Here is a 22,868-nt window from a genome sequence, read left to right as displayed (position 1 = left end):
TTGATTCTGGAAGGAGGGGGACATATGGCTGCTGAAAAATCAGCCCGTTCAAAAGAAGTGGAAAATGAATTCACTTTTGAACAAGTGAAAGACCAGTTAACGGCACTGGGTAAAAAAACCGGCGTCCTTGCCTATGATGATATTGCTGAGAAATTAGCTAATTATGATTTAGATTCTCACCAAATGGAAGAATTTTTTGAGTTCCTCGGTGATCAAGGTATTGAACTAGTTGGTGATAGTGATGAGGAAGATCCAAATCCAAAGCAATTAGCAAAAGGTGATGATGATGAATTTGATCTAAATGATCTTAGCGTCCCTCCAGGTGTTAAGATTAATGATCCAGTTCGTATGTACCTAAAAGAAATTGGCCGGGTTGACCTGCTTTCCGCAGACGAGGAAAAGAAACTGGCGCTCCGCATTGAACAGGGCGACGAAGAAGCCAAACGCCGTCTTGCAGAGGCAAACCTAAGGCTGGTTGTTAGCATTGCCAAGCGGTATGTCGGCCGAGGCATGTTATTCCTTGATCTTATCCAGGAAGGAAATATGGGATTAATTAAGGCCGTTGAAAAATTCGATTATCAAAAAGGGTTCAAGTTTAGTACCTATGCAACATGGTGGATTCGTCAAGCCATTACACGTGCAATTGCTGACCAAGCAAGGACAATCCGTATTCCAGTGCATATGGTTGAAACCATTAATAAACTAATTCGTGTTCAGCGTCAATTACTTCAGGATCTTGGCCGTGAACCAACGCCAGAAGAAATTGGTGAAGATATGGATCTTACACCTGATAAGGTTAGGGAAATTTTAAAAATTGCCCAAGAACCAGTATCCCTTGAAACACCAATTGGTGAAGAAGATGATTCCCATCTTGGTGATTTTATTGAAGATCAAGATGCAACCTCACCTTCAGAACATGCAGCTTATGAATTATTAAAAGAGCAGCTTGAAGATGTACTAGATACACTGACTGACAGGGAAGAAAATGTCCTTCGCTTGCGTTTTGGACTGGATGATGGCCGAACTCGTACACTTGAAGAGGTAGGTAAAGTCTTTGGTGTTACCCGTGAACGTATCCGACAAATTGAAGCAAAAGCCTTGCGGAAATTACGCCACCCTAGCCGCAGTAAACGTCTAAAAGATTTCTTAGAATAAAATATCTAATAATAAATAGTTTACTTCATATCATGAAGTAAGCTATTTTTTTTGGATTAATCATATGACAAACCAGGTAATTTTCAATTTGGAAATGTAAGCACTTACTGTATTTGACTCCATTTTACTGAATTGTCTCTCATTTTGCAAATAGACATGAGTAATTCCTAACATGGTTTTGATATTTTATTTTTGTGAAAAAAGGATGGAATTGGTTTTCCATTATCATGGTAGTGAAATTATAATATTTGTTCGTTACTTTTATTTTAATAATAACTATACCCAAATAATAGATTATATTTAAAAAATTTAAAGTATTGGGAATAAAAGATAATTCCTCTTATAATAGAAAAGAAAGCGCCTTCAAAGTTTTTTATAAGGGGGATGAACATGAATTTTGATTTAACTTCTGAACAAGATATGATCAAACGGACCATGCGTCAGTTTGCGGATGAGGAAGTTGCGCCTAGTGCAATTGAGCGAGACCGAACAAAGAAATTTCCAGTTGAAATATTTAAGAAATTAGCTGAGATGGGAATTATGGGACTGCCTTTTCCAGAAGAATATGGCGGAGGAGGAGCAGATACGGTTAGCTTTGCGATTGTAACCGAAGAATTAAGCAGAGTATGCGCCTCGACGGGAATCACCTATTCTGCCCATATTTCTTTAGGAGGTGCACCGCTGCATTTATTTGGCACCAAGGAGCAAAAATTAAAATTCCTGACGCCAATTTGTACTGGGGAATCCTTTGGTGCTTTTGGCCTTACAGAGCCTAATGCTGGATCAGATGCTGGAGGGACTAGAACTTCTGCCCGTGAAGAAAATGGTATGTTTGTCATAAACGGAAACAAATGTTTTATTACGAATGCTAGTTATGCCCAACATCTTTCTTTGACTGCTGTGACGGGTGAGAAGGACGGAAATAAAGAAATAAGTGCTATTATTGTTCCGACAAATGCTCGGGGGTTCACCATTATTGATAACTATGAAAAAATGGGCTTAAATTCATCTAATACAACGGAATTAGTGTTAGAGGATGTACAAGTGCCAGTTGAGAACCTTTTAGGAAAGCGTGGAGAGGGTTTTAAACAGTTTTTAATTACCCTGGATGGTGGACGTATAGGAATTGGTGCAATGGCAGTAGGCGTTGCTCAGGGGGCCTATGAAAAAGCTCTATCCTATGCAAAGGAAAGACGGCAGTTTGGAAAGTCTATTTCGTCCTTCCAAGCAATACAGTTTAAACTTGCGGACATGGCTCTGAAAATCGAATTAGCTCGGAATATGGTGTATAAAGCAGCGTGGTTAAAGGATCAAGGTAGAGCATTTTCTAAGGAATCGGCGATGTGTAAACTCTACGCATCAGAAATTTGCATGGAGGTAACCAATCAGGCTGTTCAAATTCATGGCGGTTATGGATATATGAAGGAATATCATGTAGAGAGAATGATGAGGGATGCCAAGTTGCTTGAAATTGGTGAAGGTACATCGGAAGTACAAAGAATGGTCATTTCAAGATTAATTGGGTGTTAAAAAAATAAAATAGCAAAAGATAAGAACGGGCTAAATAGATATTTTAGACTAATTTAGCCTGTTTTCTTTTTTTTCGTAAGATTATAGTGATAAAATAAGTTTAGGGCTTTTCCTTCTGTTCTTTTTCAAGTAAAATAGTAGTTGTTTGTAGACTATTTTCATATTTACTCACGTTTGTACATAAGGGAGGTTATATCATGAAGCGAAATCCGGTTATTCCTTACGTTCTCATCATGGTTTTTGGAATTGCGATTATGTTAATTTTGTCTTTCAAAGGCCTTGGTGATATGAAAGAAATTGCGAAGGATAAAGGGGAAGGCACTGAGAAAACTGAAGTGTCCGCATCAAAGCCAGAAGACATTTACAAGCAAACTTGTATTGGCTGTCATGGCGATCAGTACCAAGGGGTTGTAGGACCATCACTTAAAGGTGTTGGCAGCAAGTATTCTAAGGAAGAAATAATGACCTTTGTAACAAAAGGTAAGGGTACAGGCATGCCAGCAGGACTTGTTCCAGAAGAACAAGCAGCTGCTATGGCAGACTGGTTAGCAACAATTAAATAATTAAAAAAGGTCCTTTGCATCTGTGAAGGACTTTTTTTATACTATAATAATTACATAAAAAAGTGGTGGTATGATTGAATACAGACAAATTGTCAGCTAGGCTGGCATCGGTTGCTAAATATGTTCCAAGTGGAGCTAGGGTTGCAGATATTGGCTCAGACCATGCATATTTACCTTGTTTCCTAGCGAAAAACAAAGGGTTATCATTTGGGATAGCAGGTGAAGTTGCAGTAGGTCCATTTCAATTAGCTGAAAGAAATGTTTTAGCAGAAGGATTGGCTAATATCATTTCGGTGCGAATGGGTGATGGTCTAGAGGTTATAGAAGATGGTGAAGTCGATTGTATTACTATCGCTGGAATGGGCGGAGCTTTAATTGCAAGTATTTTAGAAAATGGTCGAAATAAGTTATCGTCAGTCAAGCGCCTTGTGTTACAACCGAATATTAGTGCGATTTCGATTAGGAAATGGTTTATTGATAATAATTGGGAACTAATTGCTGAAGAAATACTCGAAGAAGATGGGAAAATATACGAAATTTTAATCGGAGAAAAGGGGGACCCGAATAAGCCGTATAATAAAAATCAAGATCTAGGATTGTTAGTAGGCCCTTTCCTTGTTCAAAAACAGGATGAGACTTTTAAGAAGAAATGGACAGCAGAATTGAAAAACTGGGAACGTATATATGAGGCTCTTGAAAATGCTGCTCAATCACCTGAAACATTAGAAAAAAAACAAGAAATCATCGGTAAAATTAAGCTTGTAAAGGAGGCTTTAACCAATGAAAATTCCTAATGGACACGAAGTCATTCAATTGTTTGAACAGTTCTCTCCCAAAGGCCTGGCGATGGAGGGAGATAAGATAGGATTACAAGTTGGTGGTTTAAATAAAAAAGTTGAGCGAATCATGATTGCACTCGATGTCCTTGAAAATGTAATCGATGAGGCAATTGAAAAAAATGTTCAGCTCATTATTGCCCATCATCCGATTATTTATCGCCCCCTTAAGAATTTGTTAACGGATTCCGTTCAGGGGAAAATCATTGAAAAATTATTGAAACACGATATTGCTGTTTACGCAGCGCATACGAATCTCGACGTAGCAACGGGGGGAGTAAATGACCTTCTTGCAGAAGCACTAGAACTGGAAGATACAGAGGTTCTAGTACCTACATTTGAAACTAAACTAAAGAAATTAGTTGTTTTTGTTCCAGTCAGCCATGCTGAGGAAATCAGGAGAGTCCTTGGAAATGCAGGTGCAGGATTTATTGGGAACTACAGTCATTGTTCATTTTCAGTCAGTGGTAAAGGTCGATTCTTACCAGGAGAAAATACTAATCCATTTGTTGGTGAAGCTGGCAGATTAGAAGAAGTGGAGGAAGTGAGGCTTGAGACGATTGTCCCAGAATCCATGATCAAAAAGACCATCACTGCAATGATTAAGGCTCATCCATATGAAGAAGTGGCCTATGATGTCTATCCGCTTGAAAACAAAGGAGAAGTGCTCGGTCTAGGCCGAATCGGTAAAGTTCCAGAAATGACATTAGAAGAATTTGCGGAAAAAGTGAAGAAGACATTAGAAGTTTCCCATGTCCGAGTGGTTGGCGATTTGTCTTCAAAAGTTAAAAAAGTGGCCGTGTTAGGCGGCGATGGTAATAAATACTTCATGAATGCCAAATATCAAGGGGCAGATGTATATGTTACAGGGGATATTTATTATCACACTGCACATGACGCAATGATGCAAGGCTTGAATATGATTGATCCAGGTCATAATGTTGAAAAGGTAATGAAAAAAGGGTTAACTGCAACTTTACAAAAGATGTGCCAGGATTCCGGGTTTGCTGTAGAGATATTTCCATCAGAAGAAAATACAGATCCATTCAAATTTTTATAATATGAAAAGAACCGGTCATAGAGGCACGGTTCTTTTCGTTTATTTTATTAGTCTATTTTTTTACTTTCGGCAGAATTCTGCTTAACTGAACCTTTTTACTTCGTTCCCATGTAGTTTCATTATTTGGATCAAATTGCTCGAGAAACGTTATAACTTCTTTGGTTATTGGTGTTGGAGTGGAAGCCCCAGATGTGACTGCAACGTTTTTGGCATCTTTAATCCAATCAATTTCTAACTCGGAAATATCAGCAATGCGATATGCTTTTGTCCCAGCAATTTCCTCTGAAACTTGTGCGAGTCGATTAGAATTATTACTTTTTGGATCACCGACAACAATAGTTACATCCGCTTCTGTTGCTTGTTCGGCAACTGCTTCTTGGCGAATTTGTGTTGCATGGCAAATTTCATTATAGACTTCAACATGTGGATATTTTTCCTGAACTTTTTTCATCGTATCGGCAACATCCCATTGACTCATTGTGGTTTGATTTGTTACAAGCAGCTTTTCACTATCAAACGTTAATGCTTCAACATCCTGTGGCGTTTCAACCAAGTGAACGAGACTAGGTGCAACACCAAGAGCTCCCTCAGGCTCTGGATGTCCCTTTTTTCCGATATAGATGACTTGGTAGCCCAGTTTTGTTTTTTCTTCAATGAGATCATGGGTTCTTGTTACATCAGGACATGTCGCGTCTATTGTTACAAGCCCTTTCTTTTTAGCTAACTCTCTAACTTCTGGAGAAATTCCATGAGCAGTAAAGATAACTGTTCCTGAATCCACTTTATCGAGTATATCTTTGCGATTTTTCCCATCTAAGGTAATAATCCCTTCTTCCTCGAATGCATCAGTAACATGTTTATTATGAACGATCATCCCTAAAATATAGATAGGGCGAGGTAATGTTTTATCTAAAGCAGCATTTCGAGCAATGACCATTGCATCAACCACACCATAGCAATAACCTCGTGGTGAAATTTTGATGATTTGCATATTAAAAAGTCCCCCTAAAAAAGACATTGATTCATAGTTTTATGTATTTATTATATAAAACTAATAGATATAATACAAAGATACATTTTTCCTTAACAGTTTTAGGAAAAAAAAGAATGCTGTTTCCAGCATTCTTCATTTAAATATACATTTTAGGAATTGAAGATCCGTTTTGGTGTGAAGTTTTTTTGGAAGCAGAAGTGTGTTGATGTTTCTTGCGTTGGACTTTCTTTTTTGTACTTCTTTTTTCAGATTCTTCGTGATTGGATGATTCGACCGAGGCTGATTCAATATGTTGGCTATTTTCGTCCGTTGCCTCATCTGTAGTTTTTGAAGCGTTTTTAAATCCTTTATAAATCTTCCACATTGCAGGGAGATTTTTTATCATTGGACCATACTGTTGGATCATTGGACCAACTGACTGGGCTGTTTTTAGGACCTGTTGAGTATTGTTTAACATGCTTGTTAGTCCGCCTGGGTTACTTAATGTTTGAAGCAGGCCTCCACCTCCAGAAGCTGCTTTTCCTGCAGTTTGCATCCCCATAAAGCCGCCGGCTTGGTTTCCTCTTCCTAATAATTTGGAAAGTAATCCACCGCCCCCTCTATTCATTTGATTGGGCCTTCCCATCATTTGCCCCATCATTGGATTAAATCCTCCGCCAAATGGTCTGGATGAGGGCCCCATCATTGGATTCCTTCCGCCCATTGGGTTAAATCCGGGATTCATCATCTGATTATTGCGCCCAAAGGGACTTAATCCCATTCCCCCTTGCATAGGCATTCTAGGTCTTGGTTGCATCTCTTAGCCTCCTTTCAAAAAGCCTCATGCTTTAAATTATGCATTTACCCTAAATTGGTTTAGGTATTATACACAGGACAAAGACGAAAATTACGTGTTTAAAAGTCGGCAGAAGGTAGAAAATGATATTAAAACGAAAGATAACTGGAGTTTTGGAGGAATATTGACTATAATTGCATGATGGAATAAAAACTATTGTTCATGCTGAATTAAGAAAACTAACCCAAAGTTTTTTATATAAGGAGAAACTATATGAAAGAAAACCGTTTTAATCGTTTTACGTTTCAACCATTTATTATAGATGCTATTAAGGGGTTCGGATTTACCGAACCGACTGAAATTCAGGAACGGATGATTCCCGTTGTTTTAAAGGGAGAAAGTGCAATTGGCCAATCTCAAACAGGCACAGGGAAAACTCTTGCTTATGTTCTGCCCATTCTTGAAAAAATTGATCCTAAACGTCAAGAAGTACAAGCGGTCATAACGGCACCGACCAGAGAATTAGCCTCTCAAATTTACCATCAAATTTTAAAAATTACTGAGCATTCCAACCCAGAGCAAGCGATTATGACTAGATGCTACATTGGGGGTACGGATAAGCAGCGGACCATTGAAAAATTAAAGGTTCAGCCCCATATTGTTGTAGGGACTCCGGGAAGAATTAAAGATCTTATGAGCGATAAAGCACTATTTGTTCATACTGCAGAAATACTCGTCGTCGATGAGGCGGATATGATGTTAGACATGGGATTTATTGAGGATTTGGACAAAGTAGCTGGTAAAATGCCAGAAAACCTGCAAATGCTCGTTTTCTCAGCAACCATCCCAGAAAAATTAAAACCTTTCCTAAAAAAATATATGGAAAATCCAAAGACAATTCAAATCGAACCAAAAAGAAAGTCAGCAGAAAATTTAGAGCATTACCTTTTGCCTTCAAGACATAGGAGTAAAAAGCAGTTGGTTCATGATGCCCTTCTTGCTTATAACCCCTATTTAGCAATTGTATTTACGAATACCAAAAAAATGGCTGAAGAAGTGGCATACTTTTTAAATGAAAAAGGGTTAAAGGTTGGCCGTGTCCATGGTGATTTAAACCCACGTGAACGAAAACAAATGATGAAGCAAATTCAGGATTTGGAATATCAATATATTGTTGCGACAGACCTTGCTTCACGAGGAATTGATATTGAAGGGGTTAGCCATGTTATCAACTTTGAGCTTCCTTCAGATTTAGATTTTTATATCCACCGCGTTGGAAGAACGGCTCGTGCAGGATATTCGGGTATTGCTCTGACCATCTATGAGGCATCCGATGAAGATGCATTAAATCGATTAGAAAAAATGGGAATTCAATTTAATTACGTTGATCTTAAAAATAACGAATTTGTGAAAATTGATGAGCGTAATAAACGGAAAACCCGTGTAAGACAAGAGGATAAAGCAGACCAGAAAGCTAAATCAATGGTAAAGAAACCAGCTAAAGTTAAGCCGGGATATAAAAAGAAAATGCAGTGGGAAATGGATAAAATTAAGAAAAGAGAACGAAGAATCGAACAAAGAAAAAAATAATCGATGCAGGGAGAGAAAAGGCATGCTGAAATTAGGATCACATGTATCAATGAGTGGAAAAGGCATGCTTCTTGCCGCAAGTGAAGAAGCTATTTCCTACGGTGCAAACACGTTTATGGTTTATACGGGAGCACCGCAGAATACAAGAAGAAAAAAAATTGAGGACCTTAATATTGAAGCCGGACGCAAGCATATGGAGCAGAACGGGATCTCAGAAATCATCGTCCATGCTCCCTATATTATTAATATCGGAAATACAACAAACCCAGATACATTTGAATTGGGTGTTAGGTTCCTTCGATCGGAAATTGAAAGAACAGAGGCAATTGGAGCAAAGCAAATAGTGCTGCATCCTGGAGCACACGTTAGTGCTGGAACAGAAGCTGGGATTAAAAAAATTATCGAAGGGTTAAACGAAGTTCTAACGGGCAAAGAACAGGTGCAAATTGCCTTGGAAACTATGGCCGGGAAGGGTTCGGAGTGCGGTAAATCTTTCGAGGAATTAGCGATGATTATGGATGGTGTCAACTATAGTGATAAGTTAACCGTTTGCTTTGATACCTGTCATACCCATGATGCAGGATATAATATTGTCGAGGATTTCGATGGAGTTTTAAATGAATTTGACAAAATTATTGGTTTGGACAAACTAAAGGTCTTGCATATTAATGATAGTAAAAATGCGGTCGGGATGAGAAAAGACAGACATGAAAATATCGGGTTTGGTCATATCGGCTTTAAGGCTCTTAATTATATTGTCCACCATCCACAACTGACAGATGTTCCTAAGATTTTAGAAACGCCATTTGTGGGCGAAGATAAAAATAATAAAAAAGCACCCTATAAGTTTGAAATCAACATGCTTCGAGAGCAAAAATTCAATGAAAACTTGCTTGATTTAATCATGCAATCATAAAAATAAAAAGCTGTGATACGTCACAGCTTTTTACTTTTGGTCTAAATTATAGATGGTGATTGAATTGAATTTCGGAGCTTATTTTTTAGTTAATTGCGTAAATAATTTATTTACTTCTCGTGCGGTTATTGGTCCCGCAGTTTTGGCAATTTCTTTTACTAATTGAGCCCGTTGGGAATCATCAAAAATATTTACATTTTTCCCTCTTAAGTATTCAGCAATTTTCCCTGCCTGCTGCTTCGTCACTGATATATTAAATTGTTCTGCATATTTCAGCAGTTCCTCAGCGGTTATCGTATTGATTTTATGATTAATGATGCTTTGAAAAATTGACACATTCACCACTCCTCACCTTAATGTATGAGAAAGTTCTCGGAGTGTGAATAAAGATTTTTATGAAATAAAACGACAAGCGAGGGTGTCGTTCGCTTTACAATCCATCAGACCTATTGTATACTACTTTAGGTTAAATCGGAATGATTCTTATAATTAAAAGGTGATGCGTTGATTATGCAATCAATTATTGAAATAAAAAATCTTTCTTATCGATATGAAAAGGATGTCGTCCTAGAGGATATCAATATAACGATCCCAAATGGTTCGTTTTTGGCGATTGTTGGACCAAATGGGTCTGGAAAATCAACACTTTTGAAGTTGATTTTAGGTTTATTAAAGCCCCAAAAAGGGGATATTTATTTATTTGGTAAGGAAATAAATAAATTTAAAGACTGGCAAAAAATCGGCTATGTTTCTCAAAAAGCAAATTCCTTCAACACGGGATTTCCCGCAACTGTATCGGAAGTGGTCGAAAGTGGATTAACGAAAAAGATAGGAATGTTTAAGTTTTTTAATAAAGAACATGCAGGGAAAGTAAGTGAAGCCTTGGATGCTGTTGGAATGAAAGAGTTCAGTAGCAGAAATATTGGGGAGCTCTCTGGAGGGCAGCAACAAAGAGTTTTTATTGCTCGTGCCCTTGTAAGTGAACCAAGCCTTCTTATTCTTGATGAACCAACTGTTGGCGTGGATGCAGAGAATGTAAGTAATTTTTATCAGATGCTAGGTGATTTAAATAAAAGCCGTGATATTACGCTCCTATTGGTTACTCATGATATAGGGACGATCTCTGATAGAGTTTCACACGTGGCCTGCTTAAATAAACATTTACATTTTCATGGGGACACACATGAATTTGAACACCTCCGCGCGGAAGATATGTCTAAAGCTTATGGCCATGAAATTCACATGCTTGACCACCATCACGAGCACGGGGGCGTTGTAAAATGATTCAAGGAATTTTTCACTATGAATTTTTACAAAATGCCTTTTTAACCGGAATTATGATTGGGATCATAGCCCCGTTATTAGGAGTGTTTGTTGTTGTTAGGAGATTATCGTTAATTGCTGATGCCTTAAGCCATGTGACACTAGCTGGGATAGCAGCAAGTTTGCTTCTGGAAAGAAATGTGGCCATAATGGCAGGAGTAAATCCACTCTATTTAGGAATGGTTTTTTCTGTGGGTGGATCACTGTTCATTGAAAAGCTTAGAAGTGTATATAAGCATTACCAAGAACTGGCGATTCCCATTATTCTTTCGAGCGGGATTGGATTAGGAGTTATATTTATTTCACTCGCCAATGGCTTTAATACGGATTTGTTCAGTTATTTGTTCGGTAGTGTCTCCGCAGTTAGCCGAACGGATTTATGGGTCGTGTTTATTATCGGAATTTTAGTCATTTTGGTGATTATTTTATTATATAAAGAACTTTTTTTATTATCATTTGATGAGGAACATGCGAAAGCCTCAGGCATTGCAGCCAAAACGATTCATTTCATTTTTATTGTGATGGTGGCCTTGGTGATCGCTGCTTCGATGAGAATTGTCGGGATATTATTGGTGTCATCGTTAATGACATTACCAGTCGCAGCCAGTATCCGGCTTGCCAGAGGATTTAAGCAAACCATCCTTTTATCCGTTATTTTTGGCGAAGTCTCAGTCCTTGGCGGCTTGTTTACGGCTTACTACTTGGATTTGGCTCCCGGTGGAACAATTGTGATGATTGCAGTTCTCATCTTAATTTTCTCCATCTTTTATAAAAAATTATTAATCCGTAAGGGGGGGCAGTCTGGTGAACGTTCATGAGGCGATACAATATTTAAAAGAAAAAGGGTTTAAACAAACAGGTAAAAGAGAAGATATGCTTCAATTGTTTGCTGATAGTGATAAATATTTAACGGCTAAGGATGTTTTAGACCAACTCAAAGATGATTATCCAGGTCTTAGCTTTGATACGATATATCGAAATCTTTCCTTATTTGTTAATATGGGAATTCTTGAGATGACAGAATTATCAGGTGAAAAGCATTTCCGTTTTACATGTTCTAGGCAACACCATCATCATCATTTTATCTGTTTAACCTGTGGAAAAACAAAAGAAATTGATACGTGCCCGATGAAAGATTTAAGTGAAAATTTAAAAGGGTACGATATTTCCGGACATAAATTCGAGATATATGGTTTATGTCCGGAATGTCATTAAAAAACAGCTTGTGTGCACACACAAGCTTTTTTTTTTATTTGGGAGGCTGCTAAAAGGACCTAACTAAAAGGCGGTTATGCAGTTCTTGCTTCATCCAATTTTCTATCCATCTATTTGCTTCAATCCAGTTATTTACCCGGATCACACCATTTGGAATAGGGTCTTGATTGTATGGGGTATCAAATAATATAACAGGTATTTGACACTCTTCATGAATCATAACCGCATTATCATGCTTATCCTCAAAAAAGATTTCAATTCCGTGCTTTTTAACAGATGCGACTTTGTCATGTGATCCAATTAATTCGATGTGATCGAAGGATATGCCATTATCGATAAACCATTTCATTGTAATATCCAGTAAATGAGATCCACGCGCACTGATAAAAAACAGTTCATGCTCATTTTCCCATTTTTTAAGTACATTTCCTGCACCTTGTGCAAGAGGGGAGTTGGCATAAATGGTCGGTTCATTTTCGGTGAACCATTTAGCAAACTCTTTTTCAGGAACATTTACGTATGGAGTATAGTCGTATTGAATAACGTCTTCATACAAAAGGTTCAGGCCAAAGGCTTTATTAATAAAGGGTAGAATGGACTTTGGGCAGGTGACAGTTCCATCGATATCAATGCCAAATCTTTTTTTCATGTTTAAACTCACTTTCTTATTTCTTTTCAGTATCTCTATATATTTTACCAAAGTATAGTGTTCAATGAAGTAACAATTTACAAGTAATTTTTTTGGAAATAGAAATAAAAAACTATTTTAGGCAAAGATTAACATACTAAAAAGCCATCAGAGGCAAACAATAATAAGGCTCCTATTACTGAAAGTGAGGGATTAGGATGGCAGATGAAAGAGACACGAAAGTGCAAGAAGCTCTTCAAAGTTCGAGTATTGGTCAAGATATACCCAATTCTCCAACATCATTTAGGGAAGAAACAGCATCAGAATTGGATGCTCCTGTTAAGGCTCACTATACATTGAAAAAAGATGAGTCTACACCAAGGATTGGTGCTTCTGTCCCAATACGTTCTTCTGAGTATAGGGAAGAAACGGCTGCAGAGATCGCTGCACCAGTTCCTATTATTCGCAGAAGGGAACTTGAAGGGGAAAGGGAAAAAGCAGCAGGGGGTACCGGTTTGGGAACCCTTGCGTTAGTGCTTTCGATTTTATCACTGTTTGTTATGCCTATACTTTTTGGTGCTGCAGGTATTGTGTTGGGCTTTGTTGCCAGAAGAAGAGGGGCGACTGGTTTAGGTGCTTGGGCAATTGGTATCGGTGCTATTTCCATCGTCATCGGTATCTTTATTCTCCCGTTCTTTTAACGTAAACCTGCAGAGGAGCAAAAAGAAACCCGGTAACCATACCGGGTTTCTTGATGTTATTGGCTAACTTTTTCTTCTGCTGCTTTTTTCTGAAAGTATTCTTCAGCAATTTGATCGATTTCTTTTTTCAATTCCTCTACTAATTGAGCTTCAGGAACCTTTCGGACAATCTCACCTTTCCTGAATAACAACCCTTCACCACGAGCCCCTGCAATACCAATATCAGCTTCACGGGCCTCTCCAGGACCGTTAACAGCACAACCTAATACCGCTACCTTAATCGGGGCTTTGATTTTTTCAATATATTCTTCCACTTCATTTGCAATACTGATTAGATCAATCTCAATCCGTCCGCAAGTCGGACAGGATATCAATGTAGCGGCGTTGGAAGAAAGGCCGAATACTTTTAATAGTTCTCTGGCTACCTTGACTTCTTGAACAGGGTCAGCGCTTAAGGAAACTCGTAATGTGTTACCGATTCCTTTGTGCAAAATTGCGCCCAAACCCGCCGCACTTTTTATACTGCCGGCAAAAAGAGTGCCAGATTCCGTAATCCCAAGATGGAGAGGATAATCAAAAGCTTTGGATGCCTTCTCATAGGCTTCAATCGCTAGATTAACATCTGATGCCTTCATGGATACAATAATGTCATGAAAATCGAGATCTTCAAGAATTTTAATATGGTGGAGAGCACTCTCGACCATACCGTCTGCTGTTGGATAACCATATTTTTCTAAAATTCTTTTTTCAAGCGAACCCGCATTAACGCCGATTCGAATTGGAATACCCCGTTCTTTTGCAGCCTTTACAACTGCTTCCACCTTTTCTCGTTTACCAATGTTTCCTGGATTGATTCGAATTTTATCAGCTCCGCCTTCAATTGCTTTTAGAGCTAATTTATAATCAAAATGAATATCAACAACAAGTGGAATGTTAATTCTTTTCTTTATTTCAGGAATGGCATTTGCCGCGCGTTCATCTGGACAAGCTACACGAACAATCTGACAGCCCGCTTCCTCAAGACGTTTTATTTCAGCAACGGTTGCTTCAACATCATGTGTTTTTGTTGTGGTCATACTTTGGATAAATAATTCGTTACTCCCGCCAATTGTTAAGTTACCTACTTTAATTGGTCGGGTCTTAGTGCGATGTGTTATTTCACTCACGTGTAATTCGCTCCTTCAAAATGGGATTCGAATAAGGTATATAAAAACAATCCGCCTTTTATTTTATCAGCCTTTCGCTATTTTTGACAAGAATAAGCATTTTCCTCTTTATTTTGAGTAATCAGGGAAATGATATGTAGTCCCGATTTGAATTTTTTCTGGTGTTTCTCCGGGGTTTAATTTTCGGAAGTCCTGAATGAGATCGGTTATTGAGACAGGAAGAGGTTTATCCAATTGATGTTCGACAATAGATATCACGGTTTCCCCGGGATCAACTTTTGCTTCAAAAGAAGGGATATCCGTTTTTAGAGGAGTTAGTGGTGTTTCAATTTTAGCATCCACCTGTGTTGTTAAGGTAGATGGCAGTGTACCAACTGTTAAATCAATATAAATTACATATATAATTAAAACGGCTAGTATGAAACCAAAAAGTTTTTTCATCCGATAAGCCCCCAATTGGAACAGTTTGTACATTGGTATGCTTGTCCAATTGTAAAAAGAACGAGTTTATAAAAAAAAGCGCCCGATTTGGGCGCAACTTAATTTACTTTTTTGGGCTTCGGTATTTCTTTTATTGCTAAAGATAACACGATAATTACAACAAACCAATTAATCATGAAACTGCTAGGTACCGTTGTTTTAATGGCAGCCATAATGGTGAAAAACAGGGTAGGCAATGTTTCGCTGTATGCGGCCATTCTCCATAACTGACGGTAATTTAGGTTTCTTCCTATTAGATTTTTTAATAACAGACCAATCAATGCCAAAACGGTGACTTCGATAAAGCTGCTTGCACTTGCGAACAAATAAATAAACAAAGCTCCTACAGGGATTATAATCCATTTCATTCCACTTATTCCATTAATAAAGTTAACGATGTCACCCTTTGTGAAGTTTAATCCTTCTAACATCGAATAGGGGTATGTATCTACCCTGCCACCCGCTGCAAGAACAAATTTATCCTCTAACAAGGCAAAAGCATTGCCTTCATCCTCAACATCATTCTCAGATATAGTACCTGTTGGATCAAGGATAATGGAAAAATCATTCTTATTTATGGTAATAGGAACTTTAGTATCCGCAGTTAAACGTCCATCATTTATCGAAAAATCAGGTAATTCATTTTTGATAATCGTTTTGGCACTATCTATTCCGGAAGTAAGGGCCGTGCTTAGATAAATTACGGACGGGAGAATTGAAATGAATGTTAAGAAAAAGACATATAGAATCGTCTTTCCAATTCCTTGGAATCGAAATATCGCAATATCCTTCGGTGAATAAATGCTTTTATAAAGTTGTTTAAAAATATTCATAATGACCACCTTTTAACTAATACAAATAATTGCTTCAGCATCTATTGTATCTTTAGTAACGGCTATATACAAGAATGACATTATTTGAAACCGAATATAAGTTTAATCGTATGATGGAATGTGTACATTGAATAATAAGAATTCGTTAAGAGGGATGAGTAGAATGGAAATGGTTTATTGGAGTATCATCGTCATATTATTTATCATCGCATTTGTTGGTCTGGTTTATCCGATCATTCCAAGTGTATTGTTTTTATTAGCAGGGTTTTTATTATATGGGGTCTTTTTTAGTTTTGAACCCTTTAAATGGTATTTCTGGTTGATTCAAGGATTGTTTATCGTTCTACTTTTTATAGCTGATTACATCGCCAATTTGATTGGAATAAAAAAATACGGGGGTTCAAAGGCAGGTGTTTGGGGGAGTACGATTGGGATATTGGTTGGACCCTTCATTATTCCTTTTTTGGGAATCCTGATAGGTCCATTCATCGGCGCCATTGCAGCAGAATTAATCTTTAACAAAAGAAATTTCAGTGAGAGCCTAAAAATAGGATTTGGCTCAGTCATTGGATTCATAAGTAGTGTGGTCACAAAAACACTCATTCAAATCATCATGGTAATCTTTTTTTTCATCGTTGTACTTTAATAATAGAAAAAAGCCACTTAGGTGGCTTTTAATTTAATCCGCAGATTTCAAGGGAACAGTTTTGACAATCAACTGCTTCTTTTAAAATGGAAAGTTTTTTAATCGTAAATTTTTGATTATCATAGGAAATAATATCTTTTTCGCGCAGATCTTTTAATTCGCGTTGAATGACTTCACGTGTCCCATAAGTTAAATTTGCCAGTTCTTGATGAGTTAACAGCAGGTCAATTAGAATACCATTTTCTGTTTTTACTCCATACGTATTACATAATCGAATGAGAATCGAATACAAACCCCCTTTTTTTCCATTCATAATTAAATCCTGGCATTTCATTTGTGCCTTTAAATAACTTGTACTTAACCATTTTATAATAGCATTCATGGACTCGGGGTCTGTTAAAATGAGATCTTCAAATTGATCTTTTTTTATTAGAATCATTTCACAATCGGTCATTGCTTTAGCATAAAAGTGATAACGAGAATTTGTTTGAAAAAGTTGATATTCCACTATTAATTCTTGATCATGTAAGATTTTTAAAATAAAATCCTTACCACGCAAATGGACTCTTCCAAGTGAAATACTCCCTTTAAGTATTAAGTAGACATACTCGACAGAATCTTTTTCTTGAAAAAGAATAGTACCAGCTTTAATTTTTTGAATCGGTTCTTTTTTTTGGAAGAAGTAAAATAATATATTATATAGAGATAAACAGCTTGTTTGCATAGAAAATCACTCCTTTGGCCCCTTCAGTTTGATTTAAATAAATTATTATCATGGTGTCAATATGGCCTTTACATGATTTGGAAGTGACAAAAGTCGGTTATGACAAAAATCGTAGACAGATTGCCGTTTAGGTGAAAGGTGACAATTTTTCGAAAGTTACTAATGAAAGGTGTAGGATTGCTTTTCAAACTATTTAGGAATAATATCCTGAACAAAGGGCATGGTAATTCTGTTAAGAACCTAAGCATTATATTTGAAACAAATAACCAACTTTGGTATCTTAAGGAGGAAAGCTTTAGAAATATTCGAAATTCTAAAGCCAATAAAATTTTTATACATAGGAGGAATTAAAATGGCATTTGAATTACCACAATTACCTTATGCAGAAGACGCTCTTGAACCACATATTGACAAAGAAACAATGAATATTCACCACACTAGACACCATAACACATATGTAACAAACCTAAATAACGCTTTAGCTGGTAATGAAGAATTACTTTCTAAATCAGTTGAAGAAGTTATTTCTAATTTGGATGCGGTTCCAGAAGCTGCTCGTACAGCAGTTCGTAACAATGGCGGCGGTCATGCTAACCATTCTCTATTCTGGCAAATCCTTTCTCCAAATGGCGGCGGTGCTCCAACTGGTGAACTAGCTGATGCAATCAGCAGCAAATTTGGCAGCTTCGAAAGCTTTAAAGAAGAGTTTGCTAAAGCAGCAACTACTCGTTTCGGATCTGGCTGGGCATGGCTATCTGTAAGCAATGGTGAGTTAGAAGTTTCTAGCACTCCAAACCAAGATTCTCCATTAATGGAAGGCAAAACTCCACTTCTTGGTCTTGATGTTTGGGAGCATGCATACTATTTAAAATATCAAAACAAGCGTCCAGACTATATTTCTTCTTTCTGGAATGTTGTAAACTGGGATGAAGTTTCAAAACGTTTCAGCCAAGCAAAATAATAATGATATTAAAAAAGGCAGCTTTCTTAGCTGTCTTTTTTGTTTGTTCAATCAGTGAATAAGAAAAACTTGCTTGATAAAGACTACCCATATGATAAAGGGGAGTTTTTAATGGCAAAAAAATTTAAGATTCTAGGTGATGTTAGATTTACAAAAGATTTATCACTATTGCTGATTATTGGAGGGTTATACTCATTAAGCATCGCTTTATCCAACACATTTGTAAATATTTATCTTTGGAAACAGACTGGGCGGTATTCTGATCTCGCCTTTTATAATTTATCGATTGTGGTTTTACAATTGCTTACGTTTATCTTAGCAGGGCGATGGGCCAAAAAAATTGACCGAGTGATTGTGCTTAGAATAGGTGTTATTTTTTTAGCGTTATTTTATGTAATGGTTTTACTAGCAGGCACGAATGCTTCAACATATTTACTCCTCTTAGGAAGTCTTTTAGGGGTAGGATATGGTTTTTATTGGCTAGCTTATAATGTTTTAACATTTGAAATTACCGAACCAGATACCAGAGATTTTTTTAACGGGTTTTTAGGGATCTTATCGTCAGCTGGTGGAATGATTGGCCCAATCGCTGCTGGTATCATCATTACTAGATTTGAAAAATTTACTGGGTATACCATTGTTTTTGGAATATCATTAGCATTATTCGCTCTTGCGGTTTTTATGAGCTTTTCTTTGAGACCACGACCATCATCAGGAAGTTATTGCTTTAGACAGATTTTAAATGAAAGAAAACAAAATGAAAATTGGCGGTTGATTACAAATGCTAATTTTTTTCAGGGCTTGAGGGAAGGAACTTTTGCATTTGTCATCTCTGTTTTGGTTTTTATTTCGACGGGAAGTGAAATGTCTTTAGGGACATTTGGCCTCCTGAATTCTGGAATATCCTTCATTGCGTATTTTCTTGCATCACGATTAATTAAACTGAAATTCCGGAAAAAAGCGATCCTGATTGGTGGTATTATCCTTTATGCTGCCGTCCTGTTAATTGTTTGGGACGTGAATTTTATCAAATTGTTAATCTATGGCGGGATGATTGCGATTGCCTATCCGCTTTTACTCGTCCCGTATATGTCAACTACATACGATGTTATAGGAACAGGATGGAAGGCAGCTGAAATGAGGATTGAATATATTGTTGTTCGAGAATTATACTTAAATTTGGGCAGGATCGTGTCAATATTAGCCTTTATAGCGGCAATCTCTTGGTTTAAAGCTGAAATCAGCATTCCTATTCTCCTGCTTATTTTAGGCGCAGGTCATACATGCATCTATTATTTTCTTAAACGAGTGCAATTACCAGCCCCAAAATGCGTTGAGTAAATTTATTACTCAGCGCCATTTTTTTCTTTGACACTTTTAACGAGAAATTGGTAAGGGTTTTTCGTAGTAAAAAGCGGACTTATCCTATAAAATAGAGAAAGTTAGCTTATGTAGTGAAGGAAGTGTTTTATCTCTTGAATAATAAAAAGAAAAAAAAGAAGGAACATGTGCCATTTCGTTTAAACATGTTATTCTTTGTGGTATTCGTGCTATTTTCTGTCCTCATCCTTAGACTTGGTGAATTACAAATCGTATTTGGGGATGATTTTAAACGTGAGATTGAGCGCACAGAAGATATTACTGTAAATAACCCTGTTCCAAGGGGAAAGATGTTCGACCGTAATGGGAAAATTATTGTTGATAATACTCCGTTGAACGCGATTACTTACACAAAATATCAGCAAACCACTCAAAAAGAAATGTTAGAAAGTGCAGCGAAATTAGCAAAAATTATTAACAAAGATAAAGATGCTGCCAAAGTGCCGATTCGCGATCGAAAGGATTATTGGATCATCCAGCATCCAGAGGAAGCAAAAGCAAAAATTACCGATAAAGAATGGGCACTCTATAATCAAGAAAAATTGGACGATAAGCAAATTTATAAGCTTCAAATAGATAGAATCACTGATGAAGAAGTGAAAAGTATCAGAGGTGAAGAGCTTGAGACACTTGCCATCTATCGAGACTTTAATAGTGGTTATGCCTTAACACCACAAATTGTTAAAAACAAAGATGTAACACCTAAAGAATTTGCGGTTGTCAGTGAAAACTTAGAAAACTTACCAGGTGTAGATACAACAACCGACTGGAAACGAAAGTATGTTTTTGGTGATACATTAAAATCAATCTTAGGTGATGTCACAACCTCCGAAGCAGGGATTCCCAAGGAACAATTAGAAAAGTATATGGCGCGGGACTACAGCCGTAATGACAGAGTTGGAAAAAGTTATCTTGAATTAAAATATGAAGATGTACTTCATGGTCAAAAGGCAAAAGTGAAAAATGTAACGGATAAAACGGGGAAAATTCTTTCAACTGAAGTAATTTCTGAAGGAAAAAGAGGGAAAGACCTTGTTTTAACCATTGATATGGATCTTCAAAAAAAGGTAGAAGATATCATCGAAGAAGAAATGTGGAGTGCAAAGCAAAAACCAAATACAGCACTTTTAGATCGAGCCTTCGTCGTTTTGATGGATCCACATACCGGTGAAGTCTTATCCCTAGCTGGTAAACAAATTGGTAAAGATAAAAAAGGCAAAACAGTTATGAATGACTTTGCTGGAGGCAATATTACCACATCTTATAACGTTGGTTCAGCGGTAAAAGGGGCAACGATTTTAACTGGTTATAAAACCGGAGCCATTCAGCCTGGTTCTACACAACTAGACGAGCCTTTGAGAATTGCTAGTTCACCTGTCATGTCTTCATGGAGAACATTTGGCAGGATTAATGATTTAAGGGCACTGCAAGTTTCCTCCAACGTATATATGTGGAAAACTGTTATCGCAATGGCTGGTGGACAGTATCGACCGAATCAACCATTACCGCTAGATTATTCTGCATTTGATACTATGCGGCAGTCATTCAGTCAGTTTGGTTTAGGTACGCGTACAGGGATTGATCTGCCTAATGAAATGAGCGGATTTCCTGGTCCTGAAAGGACTCCTGGTTTACTTCTTTTCCTTTCGATTGGTCAGTATGATACGTATACCCCAATCCAACTCGCACAATACGTCTCCACAATAGCAAATGGTGGTAATCGTATCCAGCCGCATCTGGTTAAGGAAATTCGTGAGCCGGTCATGGAAAATAATGAATTGGGACCGATTGTCGAGGAAATCCAACCGAAAGTATTAAACCGATTGGATATGAAGGAATCATGGATTAAACGGGTTCAAGAAGGTTTTCGAATGGTCATGCAGGTTGGTGATGGTACGGCTGTCAGCTACTTCAAGAGCGCAGATTATCACCCAGCTGGAAAAACTGGAACGGCACAGGCATTTTATGATGGTTCTGTTAAATCAAAGCGCGGCACACCGGTCATGAACTTAAGTCTCGTGAGTTTTGCACCAGCAAATGATCCAGAGGTAGCCATGGCTGTAGTGGTACCGTGGGCATATCAAGGAAACAGCGGTCCAAGCATTAATAACTTAATTGGCCGCAGAGTTTTGGATGCTTATTTTGATTTAAAGAAAGAACGTCAAGATAAAGAAAAAAATACTGATAACAGCGATCAAACTGAATAATAATATTTCAGAAACACCTGTCTCAATCTGAGGCAGGTGTTTTTTATTTGTCAAAGATCTCATATGCATACAACTATCTTTTTAAGAATAAAATAACAAATGTGTATTTTGTTGATTTACAAAAACTCAACATATCTTTACAAAACCTTTACATTTAATTAAAACTCGGTTAACAGTTAAGGATTATTATTGTACTTGTAAGGCAGAATAAATAACTAACAAACCTAAATTCACAGGGGGAATTAAACAGATGAAAAGTTTTAAGAAAATTGGCCTAGCACTTACTCTAGCAGCATTAATGGTATTGGTTGCTGCTTGTGGTGGAGCTTCTACTGATAAAAATGAAGGTACTCCTAATAAAGATGGTAAGACTACAGAACTTTCAGGCACCTTAACCGTTTCTGGTTCCTCTGCGATGCAGCCATTAGTTGCAGCGGCTGCTGAAGAGTTTATGGCTGAAAATCCAAAAGTCGATATTCAAGTAAATGCTGGTGGATCAGGTACAGGCCTATCACAAGTTGCTGAAGGATCCGTTCAAATTGGCAACTCCGACGTTTTTGCTGAAGAAAAAGAAGGTATCCCGGCTGCTGAACTAGTTGACCATAAAGTAGCTGTTGTAGGTATGACTGCAGCTGTTAACCCTAATGTTGGAATTAAAGATATTAAAAAAGAAGATTTAATTAAAGTTTTCACTGGAAAAATTACAAACTGGAAAGAACTTGGCGGAGCAGATCAAAAGATTGTTCTTGTAAACCGTCCTGACTCTTCAGGAACTCGTGCAGTATTCAATAAATTTGCTCTAGATGGGGCTACTCCTGCTGAAGGTATTACCGAAGATTCATCAAACACAGTTAAAAAGATTATTAACGAAACTGACGGTGCTGTTGGTTACCTTGCATTCTCATACTTCACTGACGATTCTGTAACACCACTTGCAATCGATGGTGTAGAACCAACTGCAGAAAATGTACAGTCTGGTAAATTCCCAGTTTGGGCTTACCAACACTCTTATACAAAAGGTGAAGCAAAAGATCTTGCTAAAGCGTTCCTTGACTACATGATGTCTGATGATATCCAAAACACTTTGTTAAAGGAACAAGGATATCTTCCTGTAACAAAAATGCAAGTAGAACGTGATGCTGAAGGAAATCAAAAAAATAAATAATTTAAAGGTTCAAAATAGTG

The 22,868-nt window shown here is 37.4% G+C and carries 24 protein-coding genes; 16 read left to right on the top strand and 8 right to left on the bottom strand.

Annotated features, from left to right (window positions below; all coding sequences use genetic code 11):
• Positions 1 to 24 precede the first annotated feature (24 nt).
• The 5 genes from rpoD (at position 25) to KW850_RS19895 (ending at position 5,144) form a co-directional block, all read left to right on the top strand.
• Positions 25 to 1,155 (top strand): RNA polymerase sigma factor RpoD, encoded by a 1,131-nt coding sequence (gene rpoD, locus KW850_RS19915; RefSeq protein ID WP_218349513.1) that lies wholly within the window; start codon positions 25 to 27, stop codon positions 1,153 to 1,155.
• Positions 1,156 to 1,545: 390 nt separating this feature from the next.
• The gene (locus KW850_RS19910; protein ID WP_218349512.1) at positions 1,546 to 2,685 is read left to right on the top strand and encodes an acyl-CoA dehydrogenase family protein; all 1,140 of its coding nucleotides are present in this window, start codon (positions 1,546 to 1,548) and stop codon (positions 2,683 to 2,685) included.
• 197 nt (positions 2,686 to 2,882) lie between these two features.
• Positions 2,883 to 3,248, top strand: coding sequence for a cytochrome c550 (gene cccA / locus KW850_RS19905; RefSeq protein WP_218349511.1), 366 nt, complete (start codon positions 2,883 to 2,885; stop codon positions 3,246 to 3,248).
• Between the two features lie 74 nt (positions 3,249 to 3,322).
• On the top strand, positions 3,323 to 4,042 hold the full coding sequence (locus tag KW850_RS19900) for a tRNA (adenine(22)-N(1))-methyltransferase (protein WP_218349510.1): 720 nt from the start codon (positions 3,323 to 3,325) through the stop codon (positions 4,040 to 4,042).
• Positions 4,029 to 5,144: a Nif3-like dinuclear metal center hexameric protein gene (locus KW850_RS19895; protein WP_218349509.1), complete on the top strand. Its 1,116-nt coding sequence runs from the start codon at positions 4,029 to 4,031 to the stop codon at positions 5,142 to 5,144. The genes KW850_RS19900 and KW850_RS19895 overlap by 14 nt, the downstream gene beginning before the upstream one ends.
• 52 nt (positions 5,145 to 5,196) lie before the next feature.
• Here KW850_RS19895 and KW850_RS19890 read toward each other — a convergent pair whose 3' ends face one another.
• Positions 5,197 to 6,135, bottom strand: coding sequence for a 4-hydroxy-3-methylbut-2-enyl diphosphate reductase (locus KW850_RS19890; RefSeq protein WP_218349508.1), 939 nt, complete (start codon positions 6,133 to 6,135; stop codon positions 5,197 to 5,199).
• Between the two features lie 139 nt (positions 6,136 to 6,274).
• On the bottom strand, positions 6,275 to 6,934 hold the full coding sequence (gene vrrA / locus KW850_RS19885) for a VrrA/YqfQ family protein (protein ID WP_256358341.1): 660 nt from the start codon (positions 6,932 to 6,934) through the stop codon (positions 6,275 to 6,277).
• A gap of 252 nt (positions 6,935 to 7,186) precedes the next feature.
• Here vrrA and KW850_RS19880 point away from each other — a divergent pair, with 252 nt between their 5' ends.
• Both KW850_RS19880 and KW850_RS19875 read left to right on the top strand, forming a co-directional pair.
• On the top strand, positions 7,187 to 8,503 hold the full coding sequence (locus KW850_RS19880; protein ID WP_218349507.1) for a DEAD/DEAH box helicase: 1,317 nt from the start codon (positions 7,187 to 7,189) through the stop codon (positions 8,501 to 8,503).
• A gap of 22 nt (positions 8,504 to 8,525) precedes the next feature.
• Complete coding sequence (locus KW850_RS19875) at positions 8,526 to 9,419, top strand: deoxyribonuclease IV (protein ID WP_218349506.1); 894 nt, start codon at positions 8,526 to 8,528, stop codon at positions 9,417 to 9,419.
• Positions 9,420 to 9,497: 78 nt separating this feature from the next.
• Here the strand turns inward: KW850_RS19875 and KW850_RS19870 are convergent, their stop codons facing one another.
• Complete coding sequence (locus KW850_RS19870) at positions 9,498 to 9,755, bottom strand: DUF2624 domain-containing protein (RefSeq protein ID WP_218349505.1); 258 nt, start codon at positions 9,753 to 9,755, stop codon at positions 9,498 to 9,500.
• 174 nt (positions 9,756 to 9,929) lie between these two features.
• Between KW850_RS19870 and KW850_RS19865 the strand changes: the two genes are divergently transcribed.
• Genes KW850_RS19865 through zur form a run of 3 tightly spaced genes read left to right on the top strand, consistent with a single transcriptional unit; the run spans position 9,930 to position 11,957 of the window.
• A complete protein-coding gene (locus KW850_RS19865; RefSeq protein WP_218349504.1) occupies positions 9,930 to 10,703 on the top strand; it encodes a metal ABC transporter ATP-binding protein in 774 nt (257 codons plus the stop codon).
• A complete protein-coding gene (locus KW850_RS19860; protein WP_218349503.1) occupies positions 10,700 to 11,560 on the top strand; it encodes a metal ABC transporter permease in 861 nt (286 codons plus the stop codon). Before KW850_RS19865 ends, KW850_RS19860 begins: the two co-directional genes overlap by 4 nt.
• On the top strand, positions 11,547 to 11,957 hold the full coding sequence (zur, locus tag KW850_RS19855) for a zinc uptake transcriptional repressor Zur (RefSeq protein WP_218349502.1): 411 nt from the start codon (positions 11,547 to 11,549) through the stop codon (positions 11,955 to 11,957). The genes KW850_RS19860 and zur overlap by 14 nt, the downstream gene beginning before the upstream one ends.
• Before the next feature lie 49 nt (positions 11,958 to 12,006).
• On the opposite strand, the gene KW850_RS19850 is transcribed toward zur, so the two are convergent.
• On the bottom strand, positions 12,007 to 12,606 hold the full coding sequence (locus tag KW850_RS19850) for a 5' nucleotidase, NT5C type (protein ID WP_218349501.1): 600 nt from the start codon (positions 12,604 to 12,606) through the stop codon (positions 12,007 to 12,009).
• A 197-nt stretch (positions 12,607 to 12,803) separates the two neighbouring features.
• Here KW850_RS19850 and KW850_RS34065 point away from each other — a divergent pair, with 197 nt between their 5' ends.
• Entirely contained in the window at positions 12,804 to 13,286 is a 483-nt protein-coding gene (locus KW850_RS34065; RefSeq protein ID WP_218349500.1) for a DUF4190 domain-containing protein, read from the top strand.
• 56 nt (positions 13,287 to 13,342) lie between these two features.
• Here the strand turns inward: KW850_RS34065 and ispG are convergent, their stop codons facing one another.
• From ispG to KW850_RS19830, 3 genes are all read right to left on the bottom strand, one after another.
• Entirely contained in the window at positions 13,343 to 14,443 is a 1,101-nt protein-coding gene (gene ispG, locus KW850_RS19840) for a flavodoxin-dependent (E)-4-hydroxy-3-methylbut-2-enyl-diphosphate synthase (protein ID WP_218349560.1), read from the bottom strand.
• Between the two features lie 117 nt (positions 14,444 to 14,560).
• Entirely contained in the window at positions 14,561 to 14,893 is a 333-nt protein-coding gene (locus KW850_RS19835) for a hypothetical protein (protein ID WP_218349499.1), read from the bottom strand.
• 98 nt (positions 14,894 to 14,991) lie between these two features.
• A complete protein-coding gene (locus KW850_RS19830) occupies positions 14,992 to 15,765 on the bottom strand; it encodes a DUF1189 domain-containing protein (RefSeq protein WP_218349498.1) in 774 nt (257 codons plus the stop codon).
• A 163-nt stretch (positions 15,766 to 15,928) separates the two neighbouring features.
• Here KW850_RS19830 and KW850_RS19825 point away from each other — a divergent pair, with 163 nt between their 5' ends.
• Entirely contained in the window at positions 15,929 to 16,411 is a 483-nt protein-coding gene (locus tag KW850_RS19825; protein WP_218349497.1) for a DUF456 domain-containing protein, read from the top strand.
• Between the two features lie 28 nt (positions 16,412 to 16,439).
• Here KW850_RS19825 and KW850_RS19820 read toward each other — a convergent pair whose 3' ends face one another.
• On the bottom strand, positions 16,440 to 17,135 hold the full coding sequence (locus tag KW850_RS19820; protein ID WP_218349496.1) for a Crp/Fnr family transcriptional regulator: 696 nt from the start codon (positions 17,133 to 17,135) through the stop codon (positions 16,440 to 16,442).
• 352 nt (positions 17,136 to 17,487) lie between these two features.
• On the opposite strand from KW850_RS19820, the gene KW850_RS19815 reads away from it, so the two are divergent.
• The 4 genes from KW850_RS19815 to KW850_RS19800 all read left to right on the top strand — a co-directional run bounded on the left by KW850_RS19815 (position 17,488) and on the right by KW850_RS19800 (position 22,848).
• On the top strand, positions 17,488 to 18,096 hold the full coding sequence (locus tag KW850_RS19815) for a superoxide dismutase (protein WP_218349495.1): 609 nt from the start codon (positions 17,488 to 17,490) through the stop codon (positions 18,094 to 18,096).
• A gap of 111 nt (positions 18,097 to 18,207) precedes the next feature.
• Positions 18,208 to 19,437 (top strand): MFS transporter, encoded by a 1,230-nt coding sequence (locus KW850_RS19810; protein WP_218349494.1) that lies wholly within the window; start codon positions 18,208 to 18,210, stop codon positions 19,435 to 19,437.
• A gap of 185 nt (positions 19,438 to 19,622) precedes the next feature.
• Positions 19,623 to 21,683, top strand: coding sequence for a peptidoglycan D,D-transpeptidase FtsI family protein (locus KW850_RS19805; protein ID WP_218349559.1), 2,061 nt, complete (start codon positions 19,623 to 19,625; stop codon positions 21,681 to 21,683).
• Positions 21,684 to 21,933: 250 nt separating this feature from the next.
• The gene (locus tag KW850_RS19800; protein ID WP_218349493.1) at positions 21,934 to 22,848 is read left to right on the top strand and encodes a phosphate ABC transporter substrate-binding protein; all 915 of its coding nucleotides are present in this window, start codon (positions 21,934 to 21,936) and stop codon (positions 22,846 to 22,848) included.
• Positions 22,849 to 22,868: the final 20 nt, after the last annotated feature.

This window comes from Bacillus sp. sid0103, assembly GCF_019219025.1.
The sequence above is the reverse complement of the archived record's forward strand: the minus strand, read 5'-3'. Positions and strand labels throughout refer to the sequence as shown.

What these genes read in the sequence shown, in the direction of transcription:
- rpoD (WP_218349513.1), top strand. Translation starts at nt 25, where the DNA reads ATGGCTGCTGAAAAATCAGCCCGTTCAAAAGAAGTGGAAAATGAATTC.
- KW850_RS19910 (WP_218349512.1), top strand. Translation starts at nt 1,546, where the DNA reads ATGAATTTTGATTTAACTTCTGAACAAGATATGATCAAACGGACCATG.
- cccA (WP_218349511.1), top strand. Translation starts at nt 2,883, where the DNA reads ATGAAGCGAAATCCGGTTATTCCTTACGTTCTCATCATGGTTTTTGGA.
- KW850_RS19895 (WP_218349509.1), top strand. Translation starts at nt 4,029, where the DNA reads ATGAAAATTCCTAATGGACACGAAGTCATTCAATTGTTTGAACAGTTC.
- KW850_RS19890 (WP_218349508.1), bottom strand. Translation starts at nt 6,135, where the DNA reads ATGCAAATCATCAAAATTTCACCACGAGGTTATTGCTATGGTGTGGTT.
- vrrA (WP_256358341.1), bottom strand. Translation starts at nt 6,934, where the DNA reads ATGCAACCAAGACCTAGAATGCCTATGCAAGGGGGAATGGGATTAAGT.
- KW850_RS19880 (WP_218349507.1), top strand. Translation starts at nt 7,187, where the DNA reads ATGAAAGAAAACCGTTTTAATCGTTTTACGTTTCAACCATTTATTATA.
- KW850_RS19875 (WP_218349506.1), top strand. Translation starts at nt 8,526, where the DNA reads ATGCTGAAATTAGGATCACATGTATCAATGAGTGGAAAAGGCATGCTT.
- KW850_RS19865 (WP_218349504.1), top strand. Translation starts at nt 9,930, where the DNA reads ATGCAATCAATTATTGAAATAAAAAATCTTTCTTATCGATATGAAAAG.
- KW850_RS19860 (WP_218349503.1), top strand. Translation starts at nt 10,700, where the DNA reads ATGATTCAAGGAATTTTTCACTATGAATTTTTACAAAATGCCTTTTTA.
- KW850_RS19850 (WP_218349501.1), bottom strand. Translation starts at nt 12,606, where the DNA reads ATGAAAAAAAGATTTGGCATTGATATCGATGGAACTGTCACCTGCCCA.
- KW850_RS34065 (WP_218349500.1), top strand. Translation starts at nt 12,804, where the DNA reads ATGGCAGATGAAAGAGACACGAAAGTGCAAGAAGCTCTTCAAAGTTCG.
- KW850_RS19835 (WP_218349499.1), bottom strand. Translation starts at nt 14,893, where the DNA reads ATGAAAAAACTTTTTGGTTTCATACTAGCCGTTTTAATTATATATGTA.
- KW850_RS19830 (WP_218349498.1), bottom strand. Translation starts at nt 15,765, where the DNA reads ATGAATATTTTTAAACAACTTTATAAAAGCATTTATTCACCGAAGGAT.
- KW850_RS19825 (WP_218349497.1), top strand. Translation starts at nt 15,929, where the DNA reads ATGGAAATGGTTTATTGGAGTATCATCGTCATATTATTTATCATCGCA.
- KW850_RS19820 (WP_218349496.1), bottom strand. Translation starts at nt 17,135, where the DNA reads ATGCAAACAAGCTGTTTATCTCTATATAATATATTATTTTACTTCTTC.
- KW850_RS19815 (WP_218349495.1), top strand. Translation starts at nt 17,488, where the DNA reads ATGGCATTTGAATTACCACAATTACCTTATGCAGAAGACGCTCTTGAA.
- KW850_RS19810 (WP_218349494.1), top strand. Translation starts at nt 18,208, where the DNA reads ATGGCAAAAAAATTTAAGATTCTAGGTGATGTTAGATTTACAAAAGAT.
- KW850_RS19805 (WP_218349559.1), top strand. Translation starts at nt 19,623, where the DNA reads ATGTTATTCTTTGTGGTATTCGTGCTATTTTCTGTCCTCATCCTTAGA.
- KW850_RS19800 (WP_218349493.1), top strand. Translation starts at nt 21,934, where the DNA reads ATGAAAAGTTTTAAGAAAATTGGCCTAGCACTTACTCTAGCAGCATTA.